Source organism: Ruegeria sp. HKCCA5929 (assembly GCF_013034525.1).
In the GTDB taxonomy this organism is placed as follows: domain Bacteria; phylum Pseudomonadota; class Alphaproteobacteria; order Rhodobacterales; family Rhodobacteraceae; genus Ruegeria.
Genome location: NZ_WQGE01000002.1, coordinates 34130 through 55191 on the forward strand (window position 1 = coordinate 34130; position 21062 = coordinate 55191).

Annotated in this window: 24 protein-coding genes; 9 read left to right on the top strand and 15 right to left on the bottom strand. The window is 55.5% G+C overall.

The genetic code is table 11. The features are described 5' to 3' along the window. Positions 1-63: 63 nt before the first annotated feature. The 4 genes from GOV90_RS04920 to GOV90_RS04935 all read right to left on the bottom strand — a co-directional run bounded on the left by GOV90_RS04920 (position 64) and on the right by GOV90_RS04935 (position 4797). Positions 64-2742: a sensor histidine kinase gene (locus GOV90_RS04920; RefSeq protein WP_171093990.1), complete on the bottom strand. Its 2679-nt coding sequence runs from the start codon at positions 2740-2742 to the stop codon at positions 64-66. Continuing rightward, complete coding sequence (locus tag GOV90_RS04925) at positions 2742-3047, bottom strand: hypothetical protein (protein WP_171093992.1); 306 nt, start codon at positions 3045-3047, stop codon at positions 2742-2744. Before GOV90_RS04925 ends, GOV90_RS04920 begins: the two co-directional genes overlap by 1 nt. Next, positions 3047-3427, bottom strand: a complete 381-nt coding sequence (locus GOV90_RS04930; RefSeq protein WP_171093994.1) for a response regulator transcription factor — start codon at positions 3425-3427, stop codon at positions 3047-3049. Before GOV90_RS04930 ends, GOV90_RS04925 begins: the two co-directional genes overlap by 1 nt. Before the next feature lie 77 nt (positions 3428-3504). After that, positions 3505-4797: a helix-turn-helix domain-containing protein gene (locus tag GOV90_RS04935; RefSeq protein ID WP_171093996.1), complete on the bottom strand. Its 1293-nt coding sequence runs from the start codon at positions 4795-4797 to the stop codon at positions 3505-3507. A 212-nt stretch (positions 4798-5009) separates the two neighbouring features. On the opposite strand from GOV90_RS04935, the gene GOV90_RS04940 reads away from it, so the two are divergent. From GOV90_RS04940 to aat, 4 genes are all read left to right on the top strand, one after another. After that, positions 5010-5546, top strand: a complete 537-nt coding sequence (locus GOV90_RS04940; RefSeq protein WP_171093998.1) for a helix-turn-helix transcriptional regulator — start codon at positions 5010-5012, stop codon at positions 5544-5546. Positions 5547-5696: 150 nt separating this feature from the next. Then, a complete protein-coding gene (gene accB, locus GOV90_RS04945; RefSeq protein WP_171094000.1) occupies positions 5697-6197 on the top strand; it encodes an acetyl-CoA carboxylase biotin carboxyl carrier protein in 501 nt (166 codons plus the stop codon). Positions 6198-6206: 9 nt separating this feature from the next. Beyond that, positions 6207-7553 carry an acetyl-CoA carboxylase biotin carboxylase subunit gene (gene accC, locus GOV90_RS04950; RefSeq protein WP_171094002.1) on the top strand — a complete coding sequence of 449 codons (1347 nt, stop codon included), beginning with the start codon at positions 6207-6209 and terminating at the stop codon, positions 7551-7553. 51 nt (positions 7554-7604) lie between these two features. Then, positions 7605-8237 (top strand): leucyl/phenylalanyl-tRNA--protein transferase, encoded by a 633-nt coding sequence (gene aat, locus GOV90_RS04955; protein WP_171094004.1) that lies wholly within the window; start codon positions 7605-7607, stop codon positions 8235-8237. Here aat and GOV90_RS04960 read toward each other — a convergent pair. The 6 genes from GOV90_RS04960 to GOV90_RS04985 all read right to left on the bottom strand — a co-directional run bounded on the left by GOV90_RS04960 (position 8192) and on the right by GOV90_RS04985 (position 12044). Further along, entirely contained in the window at positions 8192-8560 is a 369-nt protein-coding gene (locus GOV90_RS04960) for a DUF2155 domain-containing protein (protein WP_171094006.1), read from the bottom strand. The genes aat and GOV90_RS04960 overlap by 46 nt on opposite strands. Then, positions 8557-9009 carry an outer membrane lipid asymmetry maintenance protein MlaD gene (gene mlaD / locus GOV90_RS04965; RefSeq protein ID WP_171094008.1) on the bottom strand — a complete coding sequence of 151 codons (453 nt, stop codon included), beginning with the start codon at positions 9007-9009 and terminating at the stop codon, positions 8557-8559. Before mlaD ends, GOV90_RS04960 begins: the two co-directional genes overlap by 4 nt. Positions 9010-9020: 11 nt before the next feature. Further along, positions 9021-9404, bottom strand: coding sequence for an NADH:ubiquinone oxidoreductase subunit NDUFA12 (locus tag GOV90_RS04970; protein WP_171094011.1), 384 nt, complete (start codon positions 9402-9404; stop codon positions 9021-9023). 80 nt (positions 9405-9484) lie between these two features. Beyond that, the gene (locus GOV90_RS04975) at positions 9485-9847 is read right to left on the bottom strand and encodes a RidA family protein (RefSeq protein ID WP_171094014.1); all 363 of its coding nucleotides are present in this window, start codon (positions 9845-9847) and stop codon (positions 9485-9487) included. 164 nt (positions 9848-10011) lie between these two features. Further along, entirely contained in the window at positions 10012-11280 is a 1269-nt protein-coding gene (gene clpX, locus GOV90_RS04980) for an ATP-dependent Clp protease ATP-binding subunit ClpX (protein ID WP_171094016.1), read from the bottom strand. 131 nt (positions 11281-11411) lie between these two features. Then, entirely contained in the window at positions 11412-12044 is a 633-nt protein-coding gene (locus GOV90_RS04985; protein ID WP_170530866.1) for an ATP-dependent Clp protease proteolytic subunit, read from the bottom strand. Positions 12045-12411: 367 nt separating this feature from the next. Here GOV90_RS04985 and GOV90_RS04990 point away from each other — a divergent pair, with 367 nt between their 5' ends. Then, positions 12412-12753: a helix-turn-helix transcriptional regulator gene (locus GOV90_RS04990; RefSeq protein WP_171094018.1), complete on the top strand. Its 342-nt coding sequence runs from the start codon at positions 12412-12414 to the stop codon at positions 12751-12753. 61 nt (positions 12754-12814) lie between these two features. Next, positions 12815-12952, top strand: a complete 138-nt coding sequence (locus GOV90_RS04995; protein WP_171094020.1) for an entericidin A/B family lipoprotein — start codon at positions 12815-12817, stop codon at positions 12950-12952. A 1154-nt stretch (positions 12953-14106) separates the two neighbouring features. Here the strand turns inward: GOV90_RS04995 and GOV90_RS05000 are convergent. Beyond that, positions 14107-14556 (bottom strand): hypothetical protein, encoded by a 450-nt coding sequence (locus GOV90_RS05000; RefSeq protein ID WP_171094022.1) that lies wholly within the window; start codon positions 14554-14556, stop codon positions 14107-14109. Between the two features lie 448 nt (positions 14557-15004). Here GOV90_RS05000 and GOV90_RS05005 point away from each other — a divergent pair, with 448 nt between their 5' ends. Continuing rightward, positions 15005-15535 (top strand): hypothetical protein, encoded by a 531-nt coding sequence (locus GOV90_RS05005; RefSeq protein WP_171172820.1) that lies wholly within the window; start codon positions 15005-15007, stop codon positions 15533-15535. 30 nt (positions 15536-15565) lie between these two features. Here the strand turns inward: GOV90_RS05005 and GOV90_RS05010 are convergent, their stop codons facing one another. From GOV90_RS05010 to lepA, 4 genes are all read right to left on the bottom strand, one after another. After that, positions 15566-15886 (bottom strand): hypothetical protein, encoded by a 321-nt coding sequence (locus GOV90_RS05010; RefSeq protein ID WP_171094029.1) that lies wholly within the window; start codon positions 15884-15886, stop codon positions 15566-15568. 82 nt (positions 15887-15968) lie between these two features. Beyond that, the gene (locus GOV90_RS05015) at positions 15969-16322 is read right to left on the bottom strand and encodes a hypothetical protein (RefSeq protein WP_171094031.1); all 354 of its coding nucleotides are present in this window, start codon (positions 16320-16322) and stop codon (positions 15969-15971) included. A 230-nt stretch (positions 16323-16552) separates the two neighbouring features. After that, positions 16553-17767: a hypothetical protein gene (locus GOV90_RS05020; RefSeq protein WP_171094034.1), complete on the bottom strand. Its 1215-nt coding sequence runs from the start codon at positions 17765-17767 to the stop codon at positions 16553-16555. Positions 17768-17797: 30 nt separating this feature from the next. After that, positions 17798-19597, bottom strand: a complete 1800-nt coding sequence (lepA, locus tag GOV90_RS05025) for a translation elongation factor 4 (protein ID WP_171094035.1) — start codon at positions 19595-19597, stop codon at positions 17798-17800. Between the two features lie 305 nt (positions 19598-19902). On the opposite strand from lepA, the gene GOV90_RS05030 reads away from it, so the two are divergent. Together GOV90_RS05030 and GOV90_RS05035 are read left to right on the top strand one after the other, a co-directional pair. Continuing rightward, entirely contained in the window at positions 19903-20493 is a 591-nt protein-coding gene (locus GOV90_RS05030; protein ID WP_171094038.1) for a hypothetical protein, read from the top strand. A 238-nt stretch (positions 20494-20731) separates the two neighbouring features. After that, positions 20732-21040: a hypothetical protein gene (locus tag GOV90_RS05035; RefSeq protein WP_171094041.1), complete on the top strand. Its 309-nt coding sequence runs from the start codon at positions 20732-20734 to the stop codon at positions 21038-21040. Positions 21041-21062 lie beyond the last annotated feature (22 nt).

A 21062-nucleotide genomic window follows, 5' to 3' on the forward strand; every position in this document is an offset into this window, starting at 1 on the left:
ATTGTTCCAGCAACTGGTAATAGGTTTACATCGCCGAACGTTACAAAGTTCTTTATGACCGCATCACTGAGCAGCTTGCCGATGAGCCAAAGGCAAGCTGACTCGAAACGCCGCTCCGCCCTGTCCCGGCAGATAGGTGATCTCGCCCCCAAGCCGCTGCATGATCTCGCGGCAGATGGCCAGACCCAGCCCTGCCCCGCCGGCCTTGTCGACGCCAACGCGCGCAAATTTCTCGAATACCATCGAACGCGCGCCGGGTGGAATGCCACTGCCATTGTCGATGAAATCGATGATAACTCGCCCGCCAACATCATATGCTGAAATTGTCAGAACGGGCTCGACCGCATCGCAGTATTTCTGTGCGTTTGAGATCAGGTTTATGAACACCTGACCCAGCCTGTCTAAATCCGTGTGCAAGACAATCCGCTCAGCAGCTCGTGCGCGCCGTACAGTTATCTTGCGGCCTGCTCCGGCCAATGCGCTGGACACGGCACGATCCAGAACCGAACGCAAACTGTCATCACTGATGTTGAGGTTGACCTGACCGTTTTCCAGAACACTCAGATCCAGCAGATCGTCCAGCAGGCGGGTCAATCGCAGCGCCTCATCGTGGATGATTGTGGCGTATCGGGTTTGTTCCTCACGACTCAGACCTTCAGTGTCACGCATGATTTCAGAAAACGCCCGGATCGAGGTCATGGGCGTCCGCAATTCATGACTGACCTGACTAAGGAAGTTGTCCTTTTGCGCAGACACCTGTGTAAGTTTGGAATTAGCCTCGCGCAGTTGCCGCGCCGTTCGGCTAAGCTCGGATGACTTCACCTCAAGCTGGCTGGAGTATTCCAGCAATTGCGCGGATTCATCCGCCACAGCCAGCAGATCTTCGACCGACACTGACGAGCCGCCCACGATCTGGCCGATCATGGCATGGGCCGTGGCCGTCCCAACGGACCCGCTCAATTCGCGTTCCAAACGGCTGAGAAATCCGGGGGTAGGTTCCGGCAGTTGCGACCGCCCTCCCTGCTTCTCGGCTTCGGCCTGAAAGAACTCCTGCGCGGGACCGGTGCCCAGAATGCGCTGGGTCATGATCATCAGGTCTTCGCTTTGCGCGACCGAGCCCGACCAGCCGCGCGGAGCGACCGAATGATCGAACACGTTGACAAATTGCGCCCCCTGCAACCGCTCAAGCGGGCTGGGAAAACTGAGCAAAGAGGCCACACAGAACGCGATTGTGTTCAGCAACAGCGACCACATCACGGAATGGACGATCGGATCTATCCCCTCAATCCCAAACAAGGCCTGTGGACGCAGCCAGCCGATTCCGAACAACCCGTTCTGCAGCACGCCATCGGGCATTGATGCGCCGCCCATTCCAGGCAGCAGCAAGGTGTAAATCCACAGAAGAAACCCAACCGTCAGCCCGACAAGTGCACCGGTTCGTGTAGCCCCGCGCCAAAACAGACCACCAACCAAAGCAGGCAGGATCTGAGAAATTCCGGCAAAGGCGATCAAACCGATCGAGGCCAGCGCGGCTCCACCGCCCGACGCCCGATAATAGAAATAGCCCAGCGCCATAACAACGGCGATAGACACGCGGCGGGCCATCAGAACGATATTGCGAACATCGCCCGAGACCGAGCCCGTGCCTTCCTGTGTATTCAGCCAGATGGGCATGACGACATGGTTTGACACCATGGTCGATAGCGCCATAGCGGTCACGATTACCATTGATGTCGCAGATGAAAATCCACCGATAAAGGACAGCATCGCCAGCCAATCGTTACCCTGTGACAGGGGCACAGTCAGAACGAACAAATCTGGATTGGCGCCTTCGGGCAGCAGGTCCAGGCCCACGACGGCAATCGGGACGACAAACAGGCTCATCAATAGAAGATAGAGCGGGAAAGCCCAGGCTGCGGTTCTCAGATGGCTTTCGTCGTCATTCTCGACCACCATCACCTGGAACATGCGCGGCAAGCAGATAAAGGCTGCAGCAGACAAGAAAATGAAGGTCGTCCAACGCCCGGCGTCGACGTTCCAGTGCCCAATTTCCGACGCATCGATCCGCTCCATCATGGGTGCGATACCACCGGCAATGCCCCAGACGACAAAAACGCCGACTGCGATGAGTGCAAACAGTTTGACGACGGCTTCGACCGCAATCGCCGTGACCACCCCGTGATGGCGCTCATTTACGTCCAGATTGCGTGTGCCAAAGAGAATGGCAAACACGGCCAAGCCAGCCGCAACCCAAAACACGCTCGAGCCTTCGCGATACAGGCCCGACGGATCGGCCTCGGCAAAGATCGAGAAAGACAGCGTAATCGATTGTAATTGCAGCGCGATATATGGCGTTCCGCCCAACACCGCCAGAATGGTGACGCAGACCGCCAGTGTGTTTGACTTGCCATAGCGCGACGACAGCAGGTCCGCGATCGAAGTCACCCTTTGACTGCGCCCCACACGCACAAGTTTACGCAGCCCCCACCACCAGCTGACCATAACCAGCGTGGGACCAAGGTAGATGGTGACAAACTCTAACCCCGACCGCGCGGCGTTGCCCACAGCACCGTAGAACGTCCAAGCGGTGCAATAGATCGACAGAGACAGCGTATAGATCAGGGGAGAGCGCAGCCATTTCCCACGCCCAGCCGCAGCCATGCGATCTGCTGCGAAGGCTACAGCAAACAGAAATACGACGTAGCCCAAACAAACGAGAATCAGGACGTTCACAGTGGTCATCATTCAACCCCTGTGTCTTGATCCTCGGGCGTGGGTATGCGGCGGGCAGCAAACCCAAAGATCAGACCGATCACAATCAGTGCGCCCCAGCAAACGAAGACGTAGAAGATTGCCGATGACAGTGGCACTGCGACATCCCCGCTGGAGCGATCTGGCCACAGAAGCGGTAGTGCGAACAAGAGAGCCCCAAGAAATGGCAGCAGTCGGGCAGCGTCTGTCAACCTGCGACGGCGATAGCTTTGACGTTCCAGAAAAACCGAAGATCGTGCGCCCGGCCGCTGATCTTTGTTACCCTCGTCTGACATTATAGCCGCGTCGCCTGCGCATGCAGATCACGCACAGCCGTTAGCACTTCGGCGTTGGAAAAGGGTTTCGTCATAAATCGGCTGACGCCTGCATTTTCCGCCATTTCCCGGTCGCGCGACTGTCCGCGCGCCGTCAGCATAAGTACAGGAAGACCAGACAGCTCTTCCATCTCTCTGAGATCACGCAGAATATCCATGCCGCTTTTGCCCGGCAGCATGACGTCCAGAATGACCAGATCAGGCTGTGCGCCCTGAATTACCTGAAGCGCGTCGGCACCGTCGCCGTGAATCTCGACCTGCCAACCCTCGCGGGTCAGCAGGAACCGGATTGCCTCGGCGATATTCGGCTCGTCCTCGATCAACAGAACCTTACGGCTCATATTTTCAGTTCCTCCCAAGACCGGTCGCCCATCCCTTGGCCGGTCGTAGCCAGATTAAGCGTTCTGTCAGGAAAGTGTCAAAAACCTTCGCTCAAAATCGACGGCTCGCGGCGTGCTGTGCAATCATTGCGTGGGCAGACCCGACAATTAGGTCCAACCTCGGTAACTGCTGGTTCGAAAGCTGTTTCCGGCTCGGGGCGCACCAACATGACAGATCGATAGGCTGGATCTTGATCGTACCCGGCCACAGAATGCGGCCAGGCATACGCGAAACACTCAAACGTGGCCGAGGCCCGTCCAGTCTGCACAACGCGCTTGCGCACCGGCACCAGGGGGCGGTTCAAAGCAGTAAAAACTGGCCAAAGGGGGCAAGCCTCGCCATGTCTTGGCATGGCAAATCCCGGAACCGGCTTGAGAAATAAGATGCTGCCGGACGCATCGCACAGCACCAAGCCGATCGGGCCAGACACAACACTTTCGGGCAAACATGCCAAGCGTCTAAGGACCGTTGCCATGTCCACAGAAAAGTGGCGCGCAAGGTTAATCGGATCTGGGCCAGCGTCTTGGATAAACGAGGCAACCGCATCCATTGGCATGGCTTGTGCGTCAGCGCTCAGTGTTTCCAACATTTCACGTGCGACGGCTCGGGCCGCCGCAGTGTTAAGGTCACTCAGGTCAATGATATCAGCCTCACCTCGACCCTCCAATTCCGAGAAAGTGTAATCACGCGCCTGAAAGAACGCTTCGACCTCTTCCAAAGGTACACCGCGCGGGTCGACCGCTGTATCGCTTTCATCCAGAAACGTCACCAACGCCTTGGAACTGCCTGCCAACCGTTCGGCATCCTGATGCAGGTTCTTATGAAACCGTTCGCGCCATTCAGCCTCGATATCCTCGGTGTCTGCAAGAATCGCGGCCGTAGATCGAATCGCTGCTGCTGTTGACAAGACCTCGTGCATCGAGGCCGCCAGCTGGGGATCATGGGTCAGTCGGTCAGACAGCATCTCGACATTGCGTTCCAACGAGACGACACGGCGATGCATCTGTGCCAGCACCCCGGCCCAGCCTGGAAAGCGCCCGGCGAACTCTTCCAGACCGTCCAACTCCGCGGTCTGACCAACCGCATCATCCGCTGCTTCGCGCAGGGCCGACACCAATGTGGCCTCGATCCCCTTTGTCAGCACCGAAGGCTCTACCGACAAGGCCGCCGCGATATCCACCAGCAGCTTGCCCCCGATCCGACGCCGATTATGTTCGATCAAGTTCAGGTAAGAGGCCGAAATCCCAGCCAACCGCGCCAATTCAGCTTGCCTGAGCCCGGCAATCTGCCGCCTCTCTCGGATACGGCTTCCCGTCAGAGTATCACGCATGCTTGCATCCTCCTGGCTAAGGTTAAGCCGAGATCGCGAAAGTTATTATCGAAACATATTATATATTTCTGAGGTTTAGTTCAAAGTTTTCAATCCGGATTTACAATTTTGACAAAGCCAGCGTGGTCACCGCGCAGGGAGGACTTGTCGTTATCACACGATAAGGCCCATCCCCCCTTCTCTTCTGCGCAGTTTCCCGGCACGATACCCGCATGAGCGACCCAGCCTTCGAATATGCGCCCATCGGCCTTGTAGAGCTTGAAAACCGGATCATCCGGCGCTGCAATCTGCAATTCGCGCGCACGTTCGGTGGCGAGGAAGCAGACTACCGCAACATGCCACTGCTGCACCTTTATCCTTCGGTCGCCGATTGGGAACGGATCGGAGAGCGCAGCCTGCAGGTCATGCGCGACACCGGCTATTACACTGACGAGCGTGTCATGAGACGCCGCGATGGCGATCTGTTCTGGTGTCGCGCGCGCGGTCGATCACTAACCCCCGACGATCCGTTTCGGCACGGCATCTGGAGTTTTTCGGATATTTCAGAAGAACGACCTCTGGTTGAATTGACAGTGCGTGAACGCGAAGTGGCCATCTTGTCCTGCCGCGGTTTGTCGGCCAAGGAAATCGGCGCAGAATTGGGGCTGAGCTATCGCACGATCGAAGCCTATCGCGCCCGGTTGCTTGAAAAATTTGGCGCACGAAAGCTGTCTGAACTGGTCGCGAAGCTGTCTGGGATGCCCCTGTAAGTCAATCGGCCCTTTAAATTAAGCGGCAAACCAGTTCGTGATGGTGCGAGTCGGCGCTTTTCATGCACCGCTGCTTGGCCTATAACGCTGCGTAATTTGATCAGAGCCCGCAAAAACAGACGGGCCAAAGGGGAACCGTCGAGGACACTCATGACAGATACCAAACACGAAGCGGATGTGGCATTCATCAAGGCTCTGGCTGAATTGCTGCGCGAAAACGACCTGACCGAATTGCAGGTCAAACGCGAATACGGCGAAGAAGACAGCCTGAACGTGCGCGTCAGCCGTATGACACAGGCCGCTGCCGCTCCGGTTCAGGTCGCGGTGCCCGCCGCAGCCCCTGCTCCTGTTGCCGCCCCTGCGGCCGCCCCTGCCGCTGCCGAAGCCCCAGCGGCGCAGGAAGACCCGGCCAGCCATCCCGGTGCTGTGACCTCACCCATGGTTGGAACGGTCTATATGCAACCCGAACCCGGTGCGCCTGCATTTATCTCCGTTGGTGCTGCGGTCTCGGAAGGCGACACGCTGCTGATCGTCGAAGCGATGAAAACCATGAACCACATCCACGCCCCAAAATCGGGCACGATCAAACGCATTCTGGTCGGTGATGGCGACGCTGTGGAATTCGGCACTCCTCTGGTCATCATCGAGTAAGGCGGGCCCATGTTCGACAAGATCCTGATTGCCAACCGAGGCGAGATCGCCCTGCGCGTCATCCGCGCTGCCCGCGAGATGGGGATAAAGACGGTCGCCGTCCATTCCACCGCCGACAGCGACGCGATGCATGTACGAATGGCGGACGAATCGGTCTGCATTGGCCCCCCGCCCAGCCCGCAAAGTTATCTGTCCGTGCCTGCCATCATTTCGGCGTGCGAGATCACTGGTGCACAGGCCATTCACCCCGGCTATGGCTTCTTGTCCGAGAATGCCGAATTCGTGCAGATTGTCGAAGATCACGACATCACGTTTATCGGCCCCACCGCCGAGCATATCCGCGTGATGGGCGACAAGATCACCGCTAAGGACACGATGAAAGCACTGGGCGTGCCTTGCGTGCCCGGATCTGACGGTGGCGTACCCACATTGGAAGACGCCAAGCGCATCGGTGAGGAATTCGGTTATCCGGTCATCATCAAGGCCACAGCAGGTGGCGGCGGTCGCGGCATGAAGGTCGCGATGAATGCGGATGAAATGGAAAGCGCCTTTATGACCGCGCGTGCAGAAGGCAAAGCCGCCTTTGGCAATGACGAGGTCTATATCGAGAAATACCTGACCACGCCGCGCCATATCGAAATTCAGGTCTTCGGCGACGGCAAGGGTAAAGCGGTGCATTTGGGTGAACGCGACTGCTCGTTGCAGCGCCGGCACCAGAAAGTGTTTGAAGAGGCCCCCGGCCCCTGCATCACCCCCGAAGAACGGGCCAGGATCGGCAAGATCTGTGCCGACGCCGTGGCCAAGATCAACTATATCGGCGCGGGCACCATCGAGTTCCTCTATGAGAATGGCGAGTTCTATTTCATCGAAATGAACACCCGCCTTCAGGTGGAGCATCCGGTAACCGAAGGCATCTTTGGCGTCGATCTGGTGCGCGAGCAAATCCGCGTGGCCGCAGGCGAGCCGATGTCATTTGGGCAAGAGGATCTGGAAATCAACGGCCACGCCATTGAGGTGCGGATCAACGCGGAAAAGTTGCCGAACTTTTCACCTTGCCCGGGCAAGATCACCGCGTATCACGCGCCGGGTGGTCTGGGCGTGCGGATGGATTCAGCGCTCTATGATGGCTATTCCATCCCGCCTTACTATGACTCGCTGATTGCCAAGCTGATCGTTCAGGGCCGCGACCGGGCCGAAGCGCTGGCGCGTCTGGAACGCGCATTGGGAGAGTTGATCGTGGACGGCATCGATACCACAGTGCCTCTGTTCCATGCCTTGCTGCAGGAACCCGACCTGCACAGCGGCGACTACAACATCCACTGGCTGGAGCGCTGGCTTGCGGAGAATATGGAATAGGAACCTCCAAGAACCGGAGGGCACACGCCTTCCGGTTCCTGCATATCCCAGATGAGCCTATCCGCTGAACTTTTGCTGCACGGGTACTCCATCGGCATTTTCCCGATGGCAGAACACCGCGATGACCCCGAGCTGTTCTGGGTCGATCCAAAATTTCGCGGCGTGTTTCCGTTGGACGGGTTCCATGTCTCCCGTAGTCTTTCACGCCGCATCCGCAATTGCGGGTTCGATATCACAATAAATCAGGACTTTTCAGGCGTCGTGGATGGCTGTGCCGATCGGGCCGACACCTGGATCAACGCAGAACTGCACGATCTGTACCGCCAATTGCATCAAACAGGTTATGCCCATTCTCTCGAAGTCTGGGACGGAGCCGCACTTGTGGGCGGTGTCTATGGTGTAACCTTGGGGGCTGCATTCTTCGGGGAAAGCATGTTCTCACGCCGCACCGATGCGTCGAAAATCGCCCTTGCCTATCTTGTGGACCGCCTGCGACAAACTGGATTTCACTTGTTCGATACGCAGTTTTTGACTGCGCATCTGGCGTCCCTTGGCGCTATCGAAATCCCGCGCAGCGCTTACAAAAGAGAACTTGAAGAGGCTCTGAATCTCAGCGCCGATTTCAAGGCGTCAATCGATCAGTCCGCAGCGGGTGTAATACAGCGGATCACCCAGACATCATAACGCGCATGGTCCAACGCATTTAGGGCTGGGGATGTCGCAATCATCCAGCCGTCAAACAACTGATCAGCTTTCCCCGTTTCCCAAATCGTCAGATAGGCAAACGCGTCACCCGTCGGGTTATCAACCGGATAACGACAATCCCCCAGCGCGACATCCAAGCCGAACACAGCTTCGGTCTCACCGCTTTGCATTTCAACATCGACGGTTTGACCGCTGACTTTGTCCAGCCCGCGCAGCATGGCCCCCGGACCGGACTGGACCTTTTGCTGAGCAACAGCACTGGTTCCGACCAGAAGAAGGGCAATCAAAACGGCGCGGATCATTCGCTGCCATCTCCGGCCACAAACTTGACCAGCAGAGAGATCAGACTGACCGCGCCTTGTGTATCTTCGATCTCGTCTCCGGGTTCGAAATAGAATGGCGACCCCCCGGGCATAACTTCGACGAAATTGCCACCCAGCAGCCCCTCGGACGAGATCACAATGGCGCTGTCATCCGGCACTAGGATGCCATCGGCAATGGTGAACGTCGTGTCTGCGCGATAGGTATCCGCGTTCAGCGTCACACCGGTTACAGTTCCAATCTTGACGCCTGCAAGACGGACATCCGTGCCAACACCGACCCCTTCCAACGACCTGAAAGACGCACCAAGTTCGTACCCGGCCGCGCCTTGCGACAAGCCCGTCGATTGGCTGGCGTAAACGCCAAATGCCAGCGCACCGGCCAACACAACGCCACCGACAAATACTTCGGTCCAATTATGGCTCGACATGTTCGCCTCGCTTATTCTGGGCTCCAGGCCTCATAATCCTTGCGTTCTACCGGCTCGGCCCGACGCAGCGAACCTGCAGGCGCATAAGCCATAGCAGTGCCGGTCAGGTTTTCCTGATGCGGCTTTTCCCAGGATTTATGCGGCAAAGGCTTGTCCGTCGGAGGCTCATCCCAGGTGCGATGCAACCAACCGTGCCATTCGGGATCAACTCGGCTGGCTTCAGCCTCACCGTTGAAGATCACCCAGCGTTTGCTGTCGTCCGCTGTGCGATAAAACACATTGCCTTCATTGTCTTCGCCGACTTTGACGCCTTTTCGCGAAGTGTAAATCTGCGTGTTCAAAGTGGACCCGTTCCACCAAGTTACGGCTCGCAAAAGACTGTTCAGGATTCCCATCGGGTGCCTCCGGCATTTCGGTCGAGAAAAGGTATGGACCAAAGGCTCGCCAAGGTCCAGTACCCCTGGGGCCGCATGCGTCACTCCGGCAGAAACGCGGTCACTTCGATCTCGATCCTGTATTTCAGATCGATCAATCCACATTCAATCATGGTCGCAGCCGGAGGATTTGCGCCGAAGGTGTCCGCCAGAATGGGCCAGCAAGGCTCAAACTCTGTGCGATCCGGCAACATGTATGTCACCCGAACCACATCCTCGAATCCTGCACCTGCCTTTTGCAGAGCAGTTTCAATGATGCTCAGCGCGGAGCGGCACTGCGCCACAATATCTTCACCCTGCCCCACTGTTCCGGCCACGTGAACCCAGCCGCCCGCGACAACCGCACGGCAGTATCCAACTTTTGCTTCGAATTCACCGCCGGATGAGATCCGCTGAATCGCCATGCCGCTTCCTCTTCGTTGATCGCAAGCCAAAGACCACTGCTACAAACGAAAAAAGGCAACAATCGCCAGTTCTCGGGCCGCAACTGTCTCGGGGACACTGGTAAAACGGCAGCGGGGGCAGAACCCCCTACTGTCTTGTCAAATCCAACACCCGTGAATTGCTACTAACCTGCTGATGCCGATTCCGGCGCCGCGTCAGCATAGATGAACAGTGGTTGTGACTCGGACGATACCGCCTCTTCGTTCACGACAACTTCACTGACGTTCTTCATGCCCGGCAGTTCGAACATGGTATCCAGCAGAATGTCTTCCAGGATCGACCGCAAGCCGCGCGCACCGGTTTTGCGCTCAATCGCTTTCTTGGCGATAGATTTCAGCGCATCATCCGTGAAGTCGAGTTCGACATCTTCCAATTCGAACAAGCGCTGATACTGCTTGACCAAAGCGTTCTTGGGCTTGGTCAGGATCGTGACCAAGGCGTCTTCGTCCAAGTCTTCGAGCGTTGCCAGAACCGGCAAGCGTCCCACAAACTCGGGGATCAAGCCGAATTTCAGCAGATCTTCCGGCTCAAGATCCTTGAAAATCTCGCCTACGCCGCGGTCGTCATTGTCACGCACATCGGCACCAAAACCCATGGCCGAACCTTTGCCGCGCTGCGCGATGATCTTGTCCAGACCGGCAAAGGCGCCGCCGCAGATGAAAAGAATGTTGGTGGTATCCACCTGCAGAAATTCTTGCTGCGGATGTTTGCGTCCACCTTGCGGAGGAACGCTGGCCACGGTGCCTTCCATAAGTTTCAGCAAGGCTTGCTGCACGCCCTCGCCCGAAACGTCCCGCGTGATCGACGGGTTCTCGGACTTGCGCGTTATCTTGTCGACCTCGTCGATGTAGACGATGCCGCGTTGCGCGCGTTCGACGTTGTATTCGCTGGCCTGTAGCAGTTTGAGGATGATGTTTTCGACATCTTCGCCCACATAGCCCGCTTCAGTCAGCGTCGTTGCATCAGCCATGGTGAATGGCACGTCCAGAATACGGGCCAGTGTCTGCGCCAGAAGCGTCTTACCGCACCCTGTTGGGCCAATCAGCAGGATATTGGACTTCGCCAGTTCAATGTCGCTGCCGGCTTTCTGAGCATGGTTCAGACGTTTGTAATGGTTGTGAACCGCAACGGACAGAACGCGCTTAGCGGTTGCCTGCCCGATTACATAGTCGTCCAGGACCTCGCAAATGTCTTTGGGCGTGGGGACACCATCAGACGACTTCAGCCCGCTGGCCTTGGTCTCTTCACGGATGATATCCATGCACAGTTCGACGCATTCGTCACAGATGAACACGGTCGGGCCCGCGATCAGTTTTCGCACCTCATGCTGGCTTTTCCCGCAGAAACTGCAGTAGAGCGTGTTCTTCCCGTCGCCGCCTGAATTCGTCGCCATGATCTACCTTTCGGGCCTCGTCCCTGCACCCCGGCAGGGATGCGCTTACGCCTGTTTGTGCAGCTTAGGCCAGCACTCTGGCGGCTACAATCTCAAAATGACCCCCGCGCCGATGGCGCGGAGCACTGGCCTTAGGCCTCTTCCGTGTCCATTTTTGCACGGTTTTCGACGATTTCATCGATGTGGCCCCAGTCTTTCGCTTCTTCCGGGCTCATGAAGTTGTCACGGTCCAGCGCCTTTTCAACCGCCTTTTTGGTCTGCCCGGTATGACGCACGTAAATGTCATACAGGCGATCCTTCAGCTTTTGCGTTTCGGCCGCATGGATCATGATATCGCTTGCCTGACCCTGATAGCCACCGCTGGGCTGGTGAACCATGATCCGGCTGTTGGGCAGCGAAAACCGCATCCCTTTCTCACCACCGGCCAGCAGAACCGAGCCCATCGATGCCGCCTGACCGATCACCAATGTGGAACATTTCGGCTTGATATACTGCATTGTATCGTAAATCGACAAACCGCTGGTCACCACACCACCAGGCGAATTGATGTAGATCGAGATTTCCTTGTTCGGATTCTCGGCCTCAAGGTGCAACAGCTGCGCAACTACCAAATGGCTCATACCATCGTGAATTGGGCCGTTGATGAAGATGATCCGCTCTTTCAGCAGACGCGAGAAAATATCGTAAGCGCGTTCGCCCCGGCTGGTCTGCTCGACGACCATGGGAACGAGCGTATTCATGTAGGTATCTACGGGATCGAACATTCTGAACCTGCCTGCTTTGCTATGGATCGGGACACTACCCCAACAAGTATTACCCGAGTCTTAGTATCGGCTCGGGGGGGCTGCAAGGGGGGCAAGTGAGAACGACGCAGGAATGTGTACTGTGATCAAATACGCGCAAGGCAGCACCCGGTCTTCACATTCAAAAACGAATGGTGGAACGCAGCCGGCGCCCTTTGGTTGCGGTAGGGGGGAAAGGTGGCTTCTGTTTCCCTTTCACTCATCACGGTATTTTGATTTATACATATGGAGCAAAATGACCGAAACATGTAAGTGGATGCAACGCGGCAAAGGTTCGTTGTGATGTAATAACGTGACCAACTTGATGGGTTAGCAAGGAAATAGAACAATGGCACTTCCCCAACTGTCACAAGACATGTCCCAAGAAGACTTTGACCGCATGGTCGGCAACGCGACACGTGCGTCGAATTTTCTTAAAGCGATCAGCCATGAAGGGCGCTTGATGATCTTGTGCCACCTGGTATCGGGTGAGAAATCTGTGACAGAATTGGAAGAGCTTTTGTCCGCAAGGCAAGCCGCGGTGTCTCAGCAATTGTCGCGCCTTCGATTGGAAGGTTTGGTCATCCCAAGACGGGAAGGTAAAGCGATCTATTATCGTCTGGCGGACAATCGTCCAAAACGGATGTTGGAAGTGATCTATGAGTTGTTTTGTGGCGAGGGTGCTTCTTAACGACTGGTTTCATTGGCGGAAAGCTGCTACCGAACCTCCATCGAGCACCAAGGAGACGACAATGATCCGTGTTATTTTGATTGGCCTGAGCCTGTTTGCCCTGACAGCCTGCGAAACTGCAAAAGGCGCTGGGAAAGATATTGAAAAGGCCGGGGACGCCATCCAGGACGCTGCGACAGACGTGCAGGAAAACCTGTAAGGTTTTCCGAACTTGCGCAGTGCGTTCGTCTTCAAACCAAGTAGACGGATTGCTGCGCCCGATCCCAATACCCACATTGCCGAGGCGCAGCCTCTTGGCTTTATTTTCCAGAACCACATCGGGGCTCTTTTGCACGCGCGAAAGAGCCCCGTTCTCGTTCAGCTGGGGGTGAGTGGTAGCCTGTATAAAACCGTAAACCGGCAAAGGAAAAGGCGTCAGGTGCGCCGACGTTGTCTTTGCGAGTACCCTTTCGGATACGCCTGACGCCTTACCGGGTCGATGCGCCCCAAGGGGTGCCCCGATCCTTTTGCCTCAGCCCACTGAGGGGCCGTGACAACTGCTCTGACCCCTAAGGATCGCGCAGCCTGCATCGGCCATCAACGAGGACAGTCAACTGAAACAAGCGCGATGCCTGCCCACAACTGACCTTAACGGTAAGTCTTTGAAGCTCTAAGAAAATCCCAAGACCCTCTCAAACCCTCAAACCTCTGGACCTTTGCTTGCCACCGTCGGTTCCGAGGACCCTAGGCAGTGATCAGACTGTTACATTCCGGTCCTCGCCCGGCAAGAAAATAGCACTGCAGCATGAAAAATAGACGGGGATAAAATGTTGATATCCGGCGGGACATTTCTGTGGATAATCCGAGAAAGCACGACACCGCGCTGAGTTGATCGGATGTTCAGGTAGCCGTCGATTATGTGCCACTTTTCCATGAAATGCTGCGGGTGCAAAGGCGGCAGCGCGGCCGTTTCGGTGAAAACCACTGGGTTTGTTCAACTCTCAGGCGCCAATTCCATCGAATCGGCGACCTGAACAGCTCTTTATTAGGTCACTTCGTTACCCACGGCAGTGCTTGGCCCCCAGCTGAAATAGGGCGTGAAAAACTCTTGTCGGTAATTCATCAGAAACCGGATGGCGAAGATTCACTACGTGCGAGACCCAACTGGCCCCGGTCGTGGGACAGCGCACTCCAACCGAAACGCTTTGAATCCTGCAGCACACAGTGACATCGCCACCCGGTCTCCTCCCCTTGAAAAAGACAATGGCTTCAATACTGAGAAGCGGTCCGACCCGGACGACGACCGGCCACTCTGCCGCATAGGCGGCGGGCGGCGGTCTATACCCCCTACGGTCCGACCGGGCCGGAACCGCTTCAGTTCACCTGACGTTCCAGAACGGTGCTGTAAGTCGTTCCGTTTCGCAGGCTACGGAAATCCGCATAGATCTTGCCGTCTTCATACCGCGCATCGATCAACGCATTGGCGCCAATCACCAGCGGTGACGTTTCAACGATGCCGATGGCACCAGAGCCGTCCAGACTGATGGTTCCGGTCGCCTCGTATTCATTCCATTCGGTGTCGCCATCGCGCCGCCACTTGCTGGGACCCCAGAAGACATTGTCCTCCTGAATCTGCACATCAAGCATCCATTCCGCTTGGTTGAACCGAGGCTCGTCGCCTTTGTAGTAATGGCTTGGCTGGACGGTCGTGTAAGACCCCAACCACGTACCGCGCAGGTCAGGCGTTGTTTCAGCCATCGCGGCTGTTCCAAGGGTGAGTGTCGTGGCCAAAGCAGCTGCTCCGGCAGTCATGTATCTGGTCATGGGCTCTCTCCTTCTGTGTGCCCAACAGATTGGGAGAGCGCGTAGCGGTTACAACTTACCTAAAGTAAACTTCACACACCGTTCAGGTTGCCGGGCGCATGAAGCGATCGGAACCTGCTGATGGTGCGCCTTTTTCCTTCCCACAGCAGTCAACGCAACTTAAAGACTGGGTGCGATACACCCGCCCGACGGACAGAAACGCGAATAGGTACAAATGCACTTTCCCAAAAGACACCATCGCGCCTTCAAAAGCGCTGTCCGACGCTTCCGAAGCGAGTTTTCGCAATTTGTACTGGAACAAAGCGGCTCTGAAGTGCTGTGCGGGCCGATGAAAGGTTTTCGCTTTACCGAAAACGCCTTTTGGGGCGGGCACTCTGATACCGCCACAAAGATCTTTGGCCTTTATGAGCAGTAGAACCTTGGCATTCTGAGCAACTCGGACAAGCCCGTGCTGGTGGATATCGGCGCGGCCGATGGCTTTTGGGGCGTTGGCCTTGTCTCGACCGGTAACTTCGAGAAAAGCGTGTGTTTTGAAGTATCGGCAAAGGGCCGCGAGGTCATCCGCGAGACGGCCGAGCATAACGGTGTCGGCGACCACGTGACCGTGTTTGGCGACGCGCTGGATAACACCGCCGAGAATATCGCAAGCGTTGCCCCCAACCCCGGTGACATTTTCTTTCTGATCGACATCGAGGGCGTGGAATTCAGCCTGCTGACCGAAGAATTTCTGACCCAGTATCGCCAGTCGGAATTCCTGATCGAACTGCATCCTCAGATGGTCGAGAACGGCGCTGCCAAATTGAGGGCCATCGAAGATTTTTGCGGTCAGTATTTTCAGATCACCTATGTGGACGGCAGCGTCCGCGACACGTCAGAGATGGATAAAATCCTCAAGCTGGGGGATGATTTCAAATGGCCGATCATCTCGGAAGGGCGCGGGTTTCCGATGCAATGGCTGCATCTGGTGCCGCGCGGATAAGGCATTTGGCCTGAGCGAAAAGAGAAAGCGTCAGGCCCAGGCCAGCGCTGTCCCGATCAAAACCAGAGCGATCCCAGCAACTTCCCGGTATGAGAAATTCTCGCCAAACAGAAAGAATGAGGCGATGGCGATCAGAATGACCTCGGCCCCCAGAATACCCGTATAGATGATACCTAACCGCTCCTCACGCAGGGCGGCGAGTTCCAGCGTTGCGGCGGCCAGCAGGGTTGCGACGATCAACAGGCTGAGGCCGACTCCGGGGAGTTTCCACCAAAACTTCATCGAGATCATGGCCACGGAATAAAGACCCGCCGACCCAAGGGCGATGAGGGGGATCATGGATGTAGACATCGGGGCCTCCTGCCAAGGTTGCCGTGGGATCAAGTTTAGCAGGAGTATGGGTTTGGGGGTGTGAGGTTGGTCACAGACCCGGTCAGAACACAATCGCGATGAGTTCGGCCAGCCCGATCAGACCGAGCAACACATTGGACGTTAAGATAAGCCCTTTCACGTTATGGGATTTGACGCCCTTGCCGAAATTCGACGCCGCCAATTCGTCGTCCATGTCGTCCCGCAGGTTTTCGACATCGGCCAAAGCGGTGCTGCCCGCCAGAATGCCAAAAGCCGCAGTGGCAATGACCAGGACTACCAGAACCAGCGAAATTCCCTGAGCGCCAAACCCGATTATGGCAGCGAGCGCCACATAGGCAAAAATTGTCGTCCGCATGATGTAATAGTAATGATCCAGACGGCCCATAGACGTTCTTGAACGCAGAGTCTGATCCATAACACACTCCCCCATTTTGAATTTTCTGAATTCAATGTTGGGAGTGTAGCATCTGATGGCGGAAACTCGAAATCTGGGACGGTGGTTTTTCAGCAGAGTTTACGGCAGCGCCGTCCCGAGAGGAGGCGCAAACGCGCCACCCCATGGGGGCGGGTCGACGTGGCCCGGCGGTGCCGCCGGGCGGGTGAGCCAAACGATGGGAATATATTTCAAACAGTAGGAGTTTTCAGTCACTCAAAAAAGCCCGAGTAATCATTGATTAAATCCGAACATCCCACTTGGTCGAACTCTAGGCTCTGCACGTTTAGTCTTCCTAGGCCGTTTTTGTACCAAGTTGATATACGATTTTTAGCTTTGTTATCATTGTATTCTGAAACACCCAGATTTGTTCCGAAACACTGGCATTCTACACCGTCATCCGGCTTCAAATAATCCATGTTCAATTTCAAAAAAGAAAACCCTAGAAAGAATATGGAATCCGAATTTTCAAGACTTTTTCGCACCTCAGAGCGCACCTTTTCATCTCCGCCTTCTGTAAAAACACGTAGTGAAGATGCTGCATCGATAATATCTTGAGACTGCTCTCGTTTTCCGAACCCCGAACCTTCTGCTTTGGGTTTTAGCTCTCCAAGTGACCCATATGGATGTAGAATGTTCAGGTTTTCAGCACAAAACCTGTCCGCCTCATCCTCGGAGAGATCGAAAGCCGCCTGAATAGCGAGAAAAAAGAAGCGTGCAATCACCCTATCGTAGTTAAACGAAACGAACGTGATTTTTTTGAGTTTTTCTGCCACGTCCTCAACTTTGCCGACTGTACATAGTGCACTGAACAATGCCGCGAGCCAAGTATCGGAAGTTTGTGAAAAATCAAAACGGTCATAGAAATTTGTTGGATTAAAAAACAGTTTTGAGGCTTTCTCTGCGGCGAGAAGCTCGCTAGCAATCAATATTTTTCCCAGTTTGACACGGCAATCATTGGTCGAATGCGCATGCAAGTAGTTATCAATGGAAGGAAGCAGCAAAACCCCCGCCGAGATTTTCTTCATTTCTGAAACGACATTGACGTCCGGGTATTCGTTTGAAATCCATCGGGCCACGTCACTCAATAGTCTATCTGTGCCAACTATTCTTCCGAAATCCTCGACTTCGACTGAGTTTGCACTCGATGAGATCGCTTGTTTGAGTGTCGATCCGACAGGCAGGCCAAACTCAACGCTCGCCCCAGCACCGACAACAAACACAATGCGGCTATCCTCGTTCATTCTCAAAATCTCTTCGCTGCCAATTTGATTGAATAAATTAATAAATATTCTCTCACCCAACCCCGTGGGCACGCAGTTGGCTGCGCCACCCGCTTTCAACCACCCGTCGTAATAATGCCCAGCCTTCAGCTGTCCAACAGCACTATTACTGTACCGGGTGCCGCACGCGTTTGGCTTTGCCAAACGCTTTCGCGCTTTCGCACTTAAAATGGATTAAGAATCCATTTTAAGTGCGGAAATAAACGCCTCCTGCGGGATATCAACCTTCCCGAACTGGCGCATCTTCTTCTTACCCGCCTTCTGCTTGTCCAGCAGTTTGCGTTTCCGTGTAGCATCCCCTCCGTAGCACTTCGCGGTCACGTCCTTGCGCAGCGCCGAGAGGGTCTCGCGGGCGATGACCTTGCCTCCGATGGCGGCCTGGATCGGGATTTTGAACATGTGGCGCGGGATCAGGTCCTTGAGCTTTTCGCACATCGCCCGGCCCCGCATCTCGGCCCGGTCGCGGTGAACCATGGTCGACAGCGCGTCAACCGGTTCGTCATTCACCAGCACCGACATCTTGACCAGGTTATCCTCGGTATAGCCGGTCATCTGGTAGTCGAACGAGGCATAGCCCTTGGTCACCGATTTCAGGCGGTCGTAGAAGTCAAAGACAACCTCGTTCAGCGGCAGGTCATAGACGACCATGGCGCGGCTGCCCGCATAGGTCAGGTCCAGCTGGATGCCGCGGCGGTCCTGACAGAGTTTCAGTACGTCACCCAGATATTCGTCTGGCACCAGAATGGTCGCCTTGATGCGCGGCTCCTCGATATGGTCGACCTTGGACGGGTCGGGCATGTCCGCGGGGTTGTGCAGCTCGATCATCTCGCCGTCCTTCATGTAGACGTGATAGATCACCGAGGGCGCGGTGGTGATAAGCTCGATATCGTATTCGCGTTCGATGCGGTCGCGGATGACCTCAAGGTGCAGCAGGCCAAGGAAGCCGCAGCGGAAGCCAAAGCCCAGCGCGGCCGAGGTTTCCATCTCAAAACTGAACGAGGCGTCGTTCAGGGCCAGCTTGTCGATCGCATCCCGCAGGTCTTCAAATTCGGCCGAGTCCACGGGGAAGAGGCCACAGAACACCACCGGCTGCGCGGGTTTGAACCCGTCCAGTGCGTCTTCGGTCCCGTTGCGGTCATTGGTGATCGTGTCACCGACGCGGGTGTCGCGGACCTGTTTGATGGATGCGGTCAGAAAACCGATCTCACCGGGGCCGAGGCTGTCGACCATTTCCATCTCGGGCCGGAAAACGCCGACGCGGTCGACGTGGTGCAGGGTGTTGTTCGACATGAACTTGACCCGCATCCCCTTTTTCAGCGTGCCGTCCATGATACGGACCAGAACGATCACACCCAGATAAGCGTCATACCACGAATCCACCAGCATTGCCTTGAGCGGCGCGTCCAGATTGCCCTCCGGCGCAGGAAGTTGCTGCACAATGGCTTCCAGCGTTTCGTGGATGCCCTGCCCCGTTTTGGCGCTGACCTGAATGGCATCAGTCGCGTCGATGCCGATCACATCCTCGATCTGTTCGGCCACGCGGTCGCAGTCGGACGCGGGCAGGTCGATCTTGTTCAGCACTGGAACAATCTCATGATCGGCGTCGATGGCTTGGTACACGTTCGCCAGCGTCTGCGCCTCGACCCCTTGGGTCGAGTCCACAACCAGCAGCGAGCCTTCGACCGCACGCATGGACCGTGAGACCTCATAGGCAAAGTCCACGTGGCCGGGGGTGTCGATCAGGTTCAGCACATAGTGCTCGCCGTCATCCGCCGTATAGTCGATGCGAACCGTGTTGGCCTTGATTGTGATACCGCGTTCGCGCTCGATATCCATGCTGTCGAGCAGCTGTTCTTTCATGTCGCGATCCTTGACGGTTCCGGTCTCTTGGATGAGCCGGTCAGCAAGGGTGGATTTGCCATGGTCGATATGCGCGACGATGGAGAAATTGCGGATATGAGCGAGGTCTGTCATGGGTTGGGGATATGTAGAGGAATCGTGGGTTGGTCAAGGTGGATTGAGTGCGCGTGGCAGATTGCAAATCTTCTTTCTAGCGCAGTGCCAAAACTGAAGCTTTCGAATTGGTGGAGCATCTTAACAACCTTGAGCTGTTGGTCCACTTGTAGTCATCACATTCCTTCTCCTTTGATGCCTGCTTACCTAAAATGCTGGTCTCTGATTGAGCTATTGGCCTTTGTGCTGTGATTTGCTTGCTTGGGATTGACTAAACGTGCTCCAAGGACAAACACGCAACACATTCAATCAGGGCAATAAATGCTATGAAATTTGATTTTGTTTCAATTTTTGTCGGTCTCGTTATCCTTCCAGCTTCCTTGTTTGCAAGGGATGTGAACGCAATAGTCGGCGCTTGGGACAAAGAGGTTGTCCTGGCCGGCGAGAAGGAGACTCCATCACTAGAGAACCCCACCGATTACGAGATCAGCATCGGAACTCGTATTGAATGTGTGGGTGTTCAGTCAAAAGGCTTCAACTACAAAGACTCAGAATGGATTTCTGAGAACTTTAGCACCAGTCGATACCAGTTCTGGAAAGTTGATCCAGATGATCACGACTTTTGTAAAGTTTCTCTTTCAGAAGAGTTGGATTACGAAACGCAATCAGAGAAATTCCTGCAACGTTGCTGGCAAACTTTTGAAACAACCAAAAATTCCATCACAAACCCCAGCACAAGAAAATGCACTGAAATCTACGTTGAAAATGGATTTTTGGTGTCCGTGCACTGTGGGGGCGTACACTTCCACCCGAGCGGAGCATTTTCGGTCGGAAATGACTACATGTTCGATTTAAGAAAAAACGCTCCCTACAACGATTCATTATACGTGGAGGTCGGTTATTGCTCTCATCAATGAAGTCATAGGCGGTACTTTCTCAATAGCATTGGTCTAATCCTGAGGCACTGTGACTCTTTTCGGCCTGTCACAATTATTGGTGCCGAGTTGAAGCCCGCCCTGCGGGCTAGGCGTTTCCGACTCGTGCAATCACTTTTTCGCAACGTATGATTGATCCGTTAACCACATTGATTCATACTCCCGCGCAGACCGAGAGGGGCACAAGATCCCTTAGGGCAGGCAAAAACGAGGCATGAGCATGAAACAGTTCCTCTTAATCGCATTCTGTGCCGCAACGATGACGGCCATCGCTCCGCAGGTTGAGGCTGCGCAGATCAAGCGCGCCTGTCTGGCGTCGGATCGGGCGGCGGCCACACGTGATCGGTGCAGCTGCATTCAGCGCGTGGCAGATCAGGCACTGACGCGCAGTGACCAGAAGACCGTCTCGAAATGGTTCGAAGACCCCCATCAGGCGCAAGAATTGAAGATGTCGAAGACCGCGCGTGATGATGCGCTGTGGGATCGTTATCAGAACTTTGGCCAGATGGCGCAGGCGATCTGCAGCTAACGCACCGCAAATCCTTGACCTG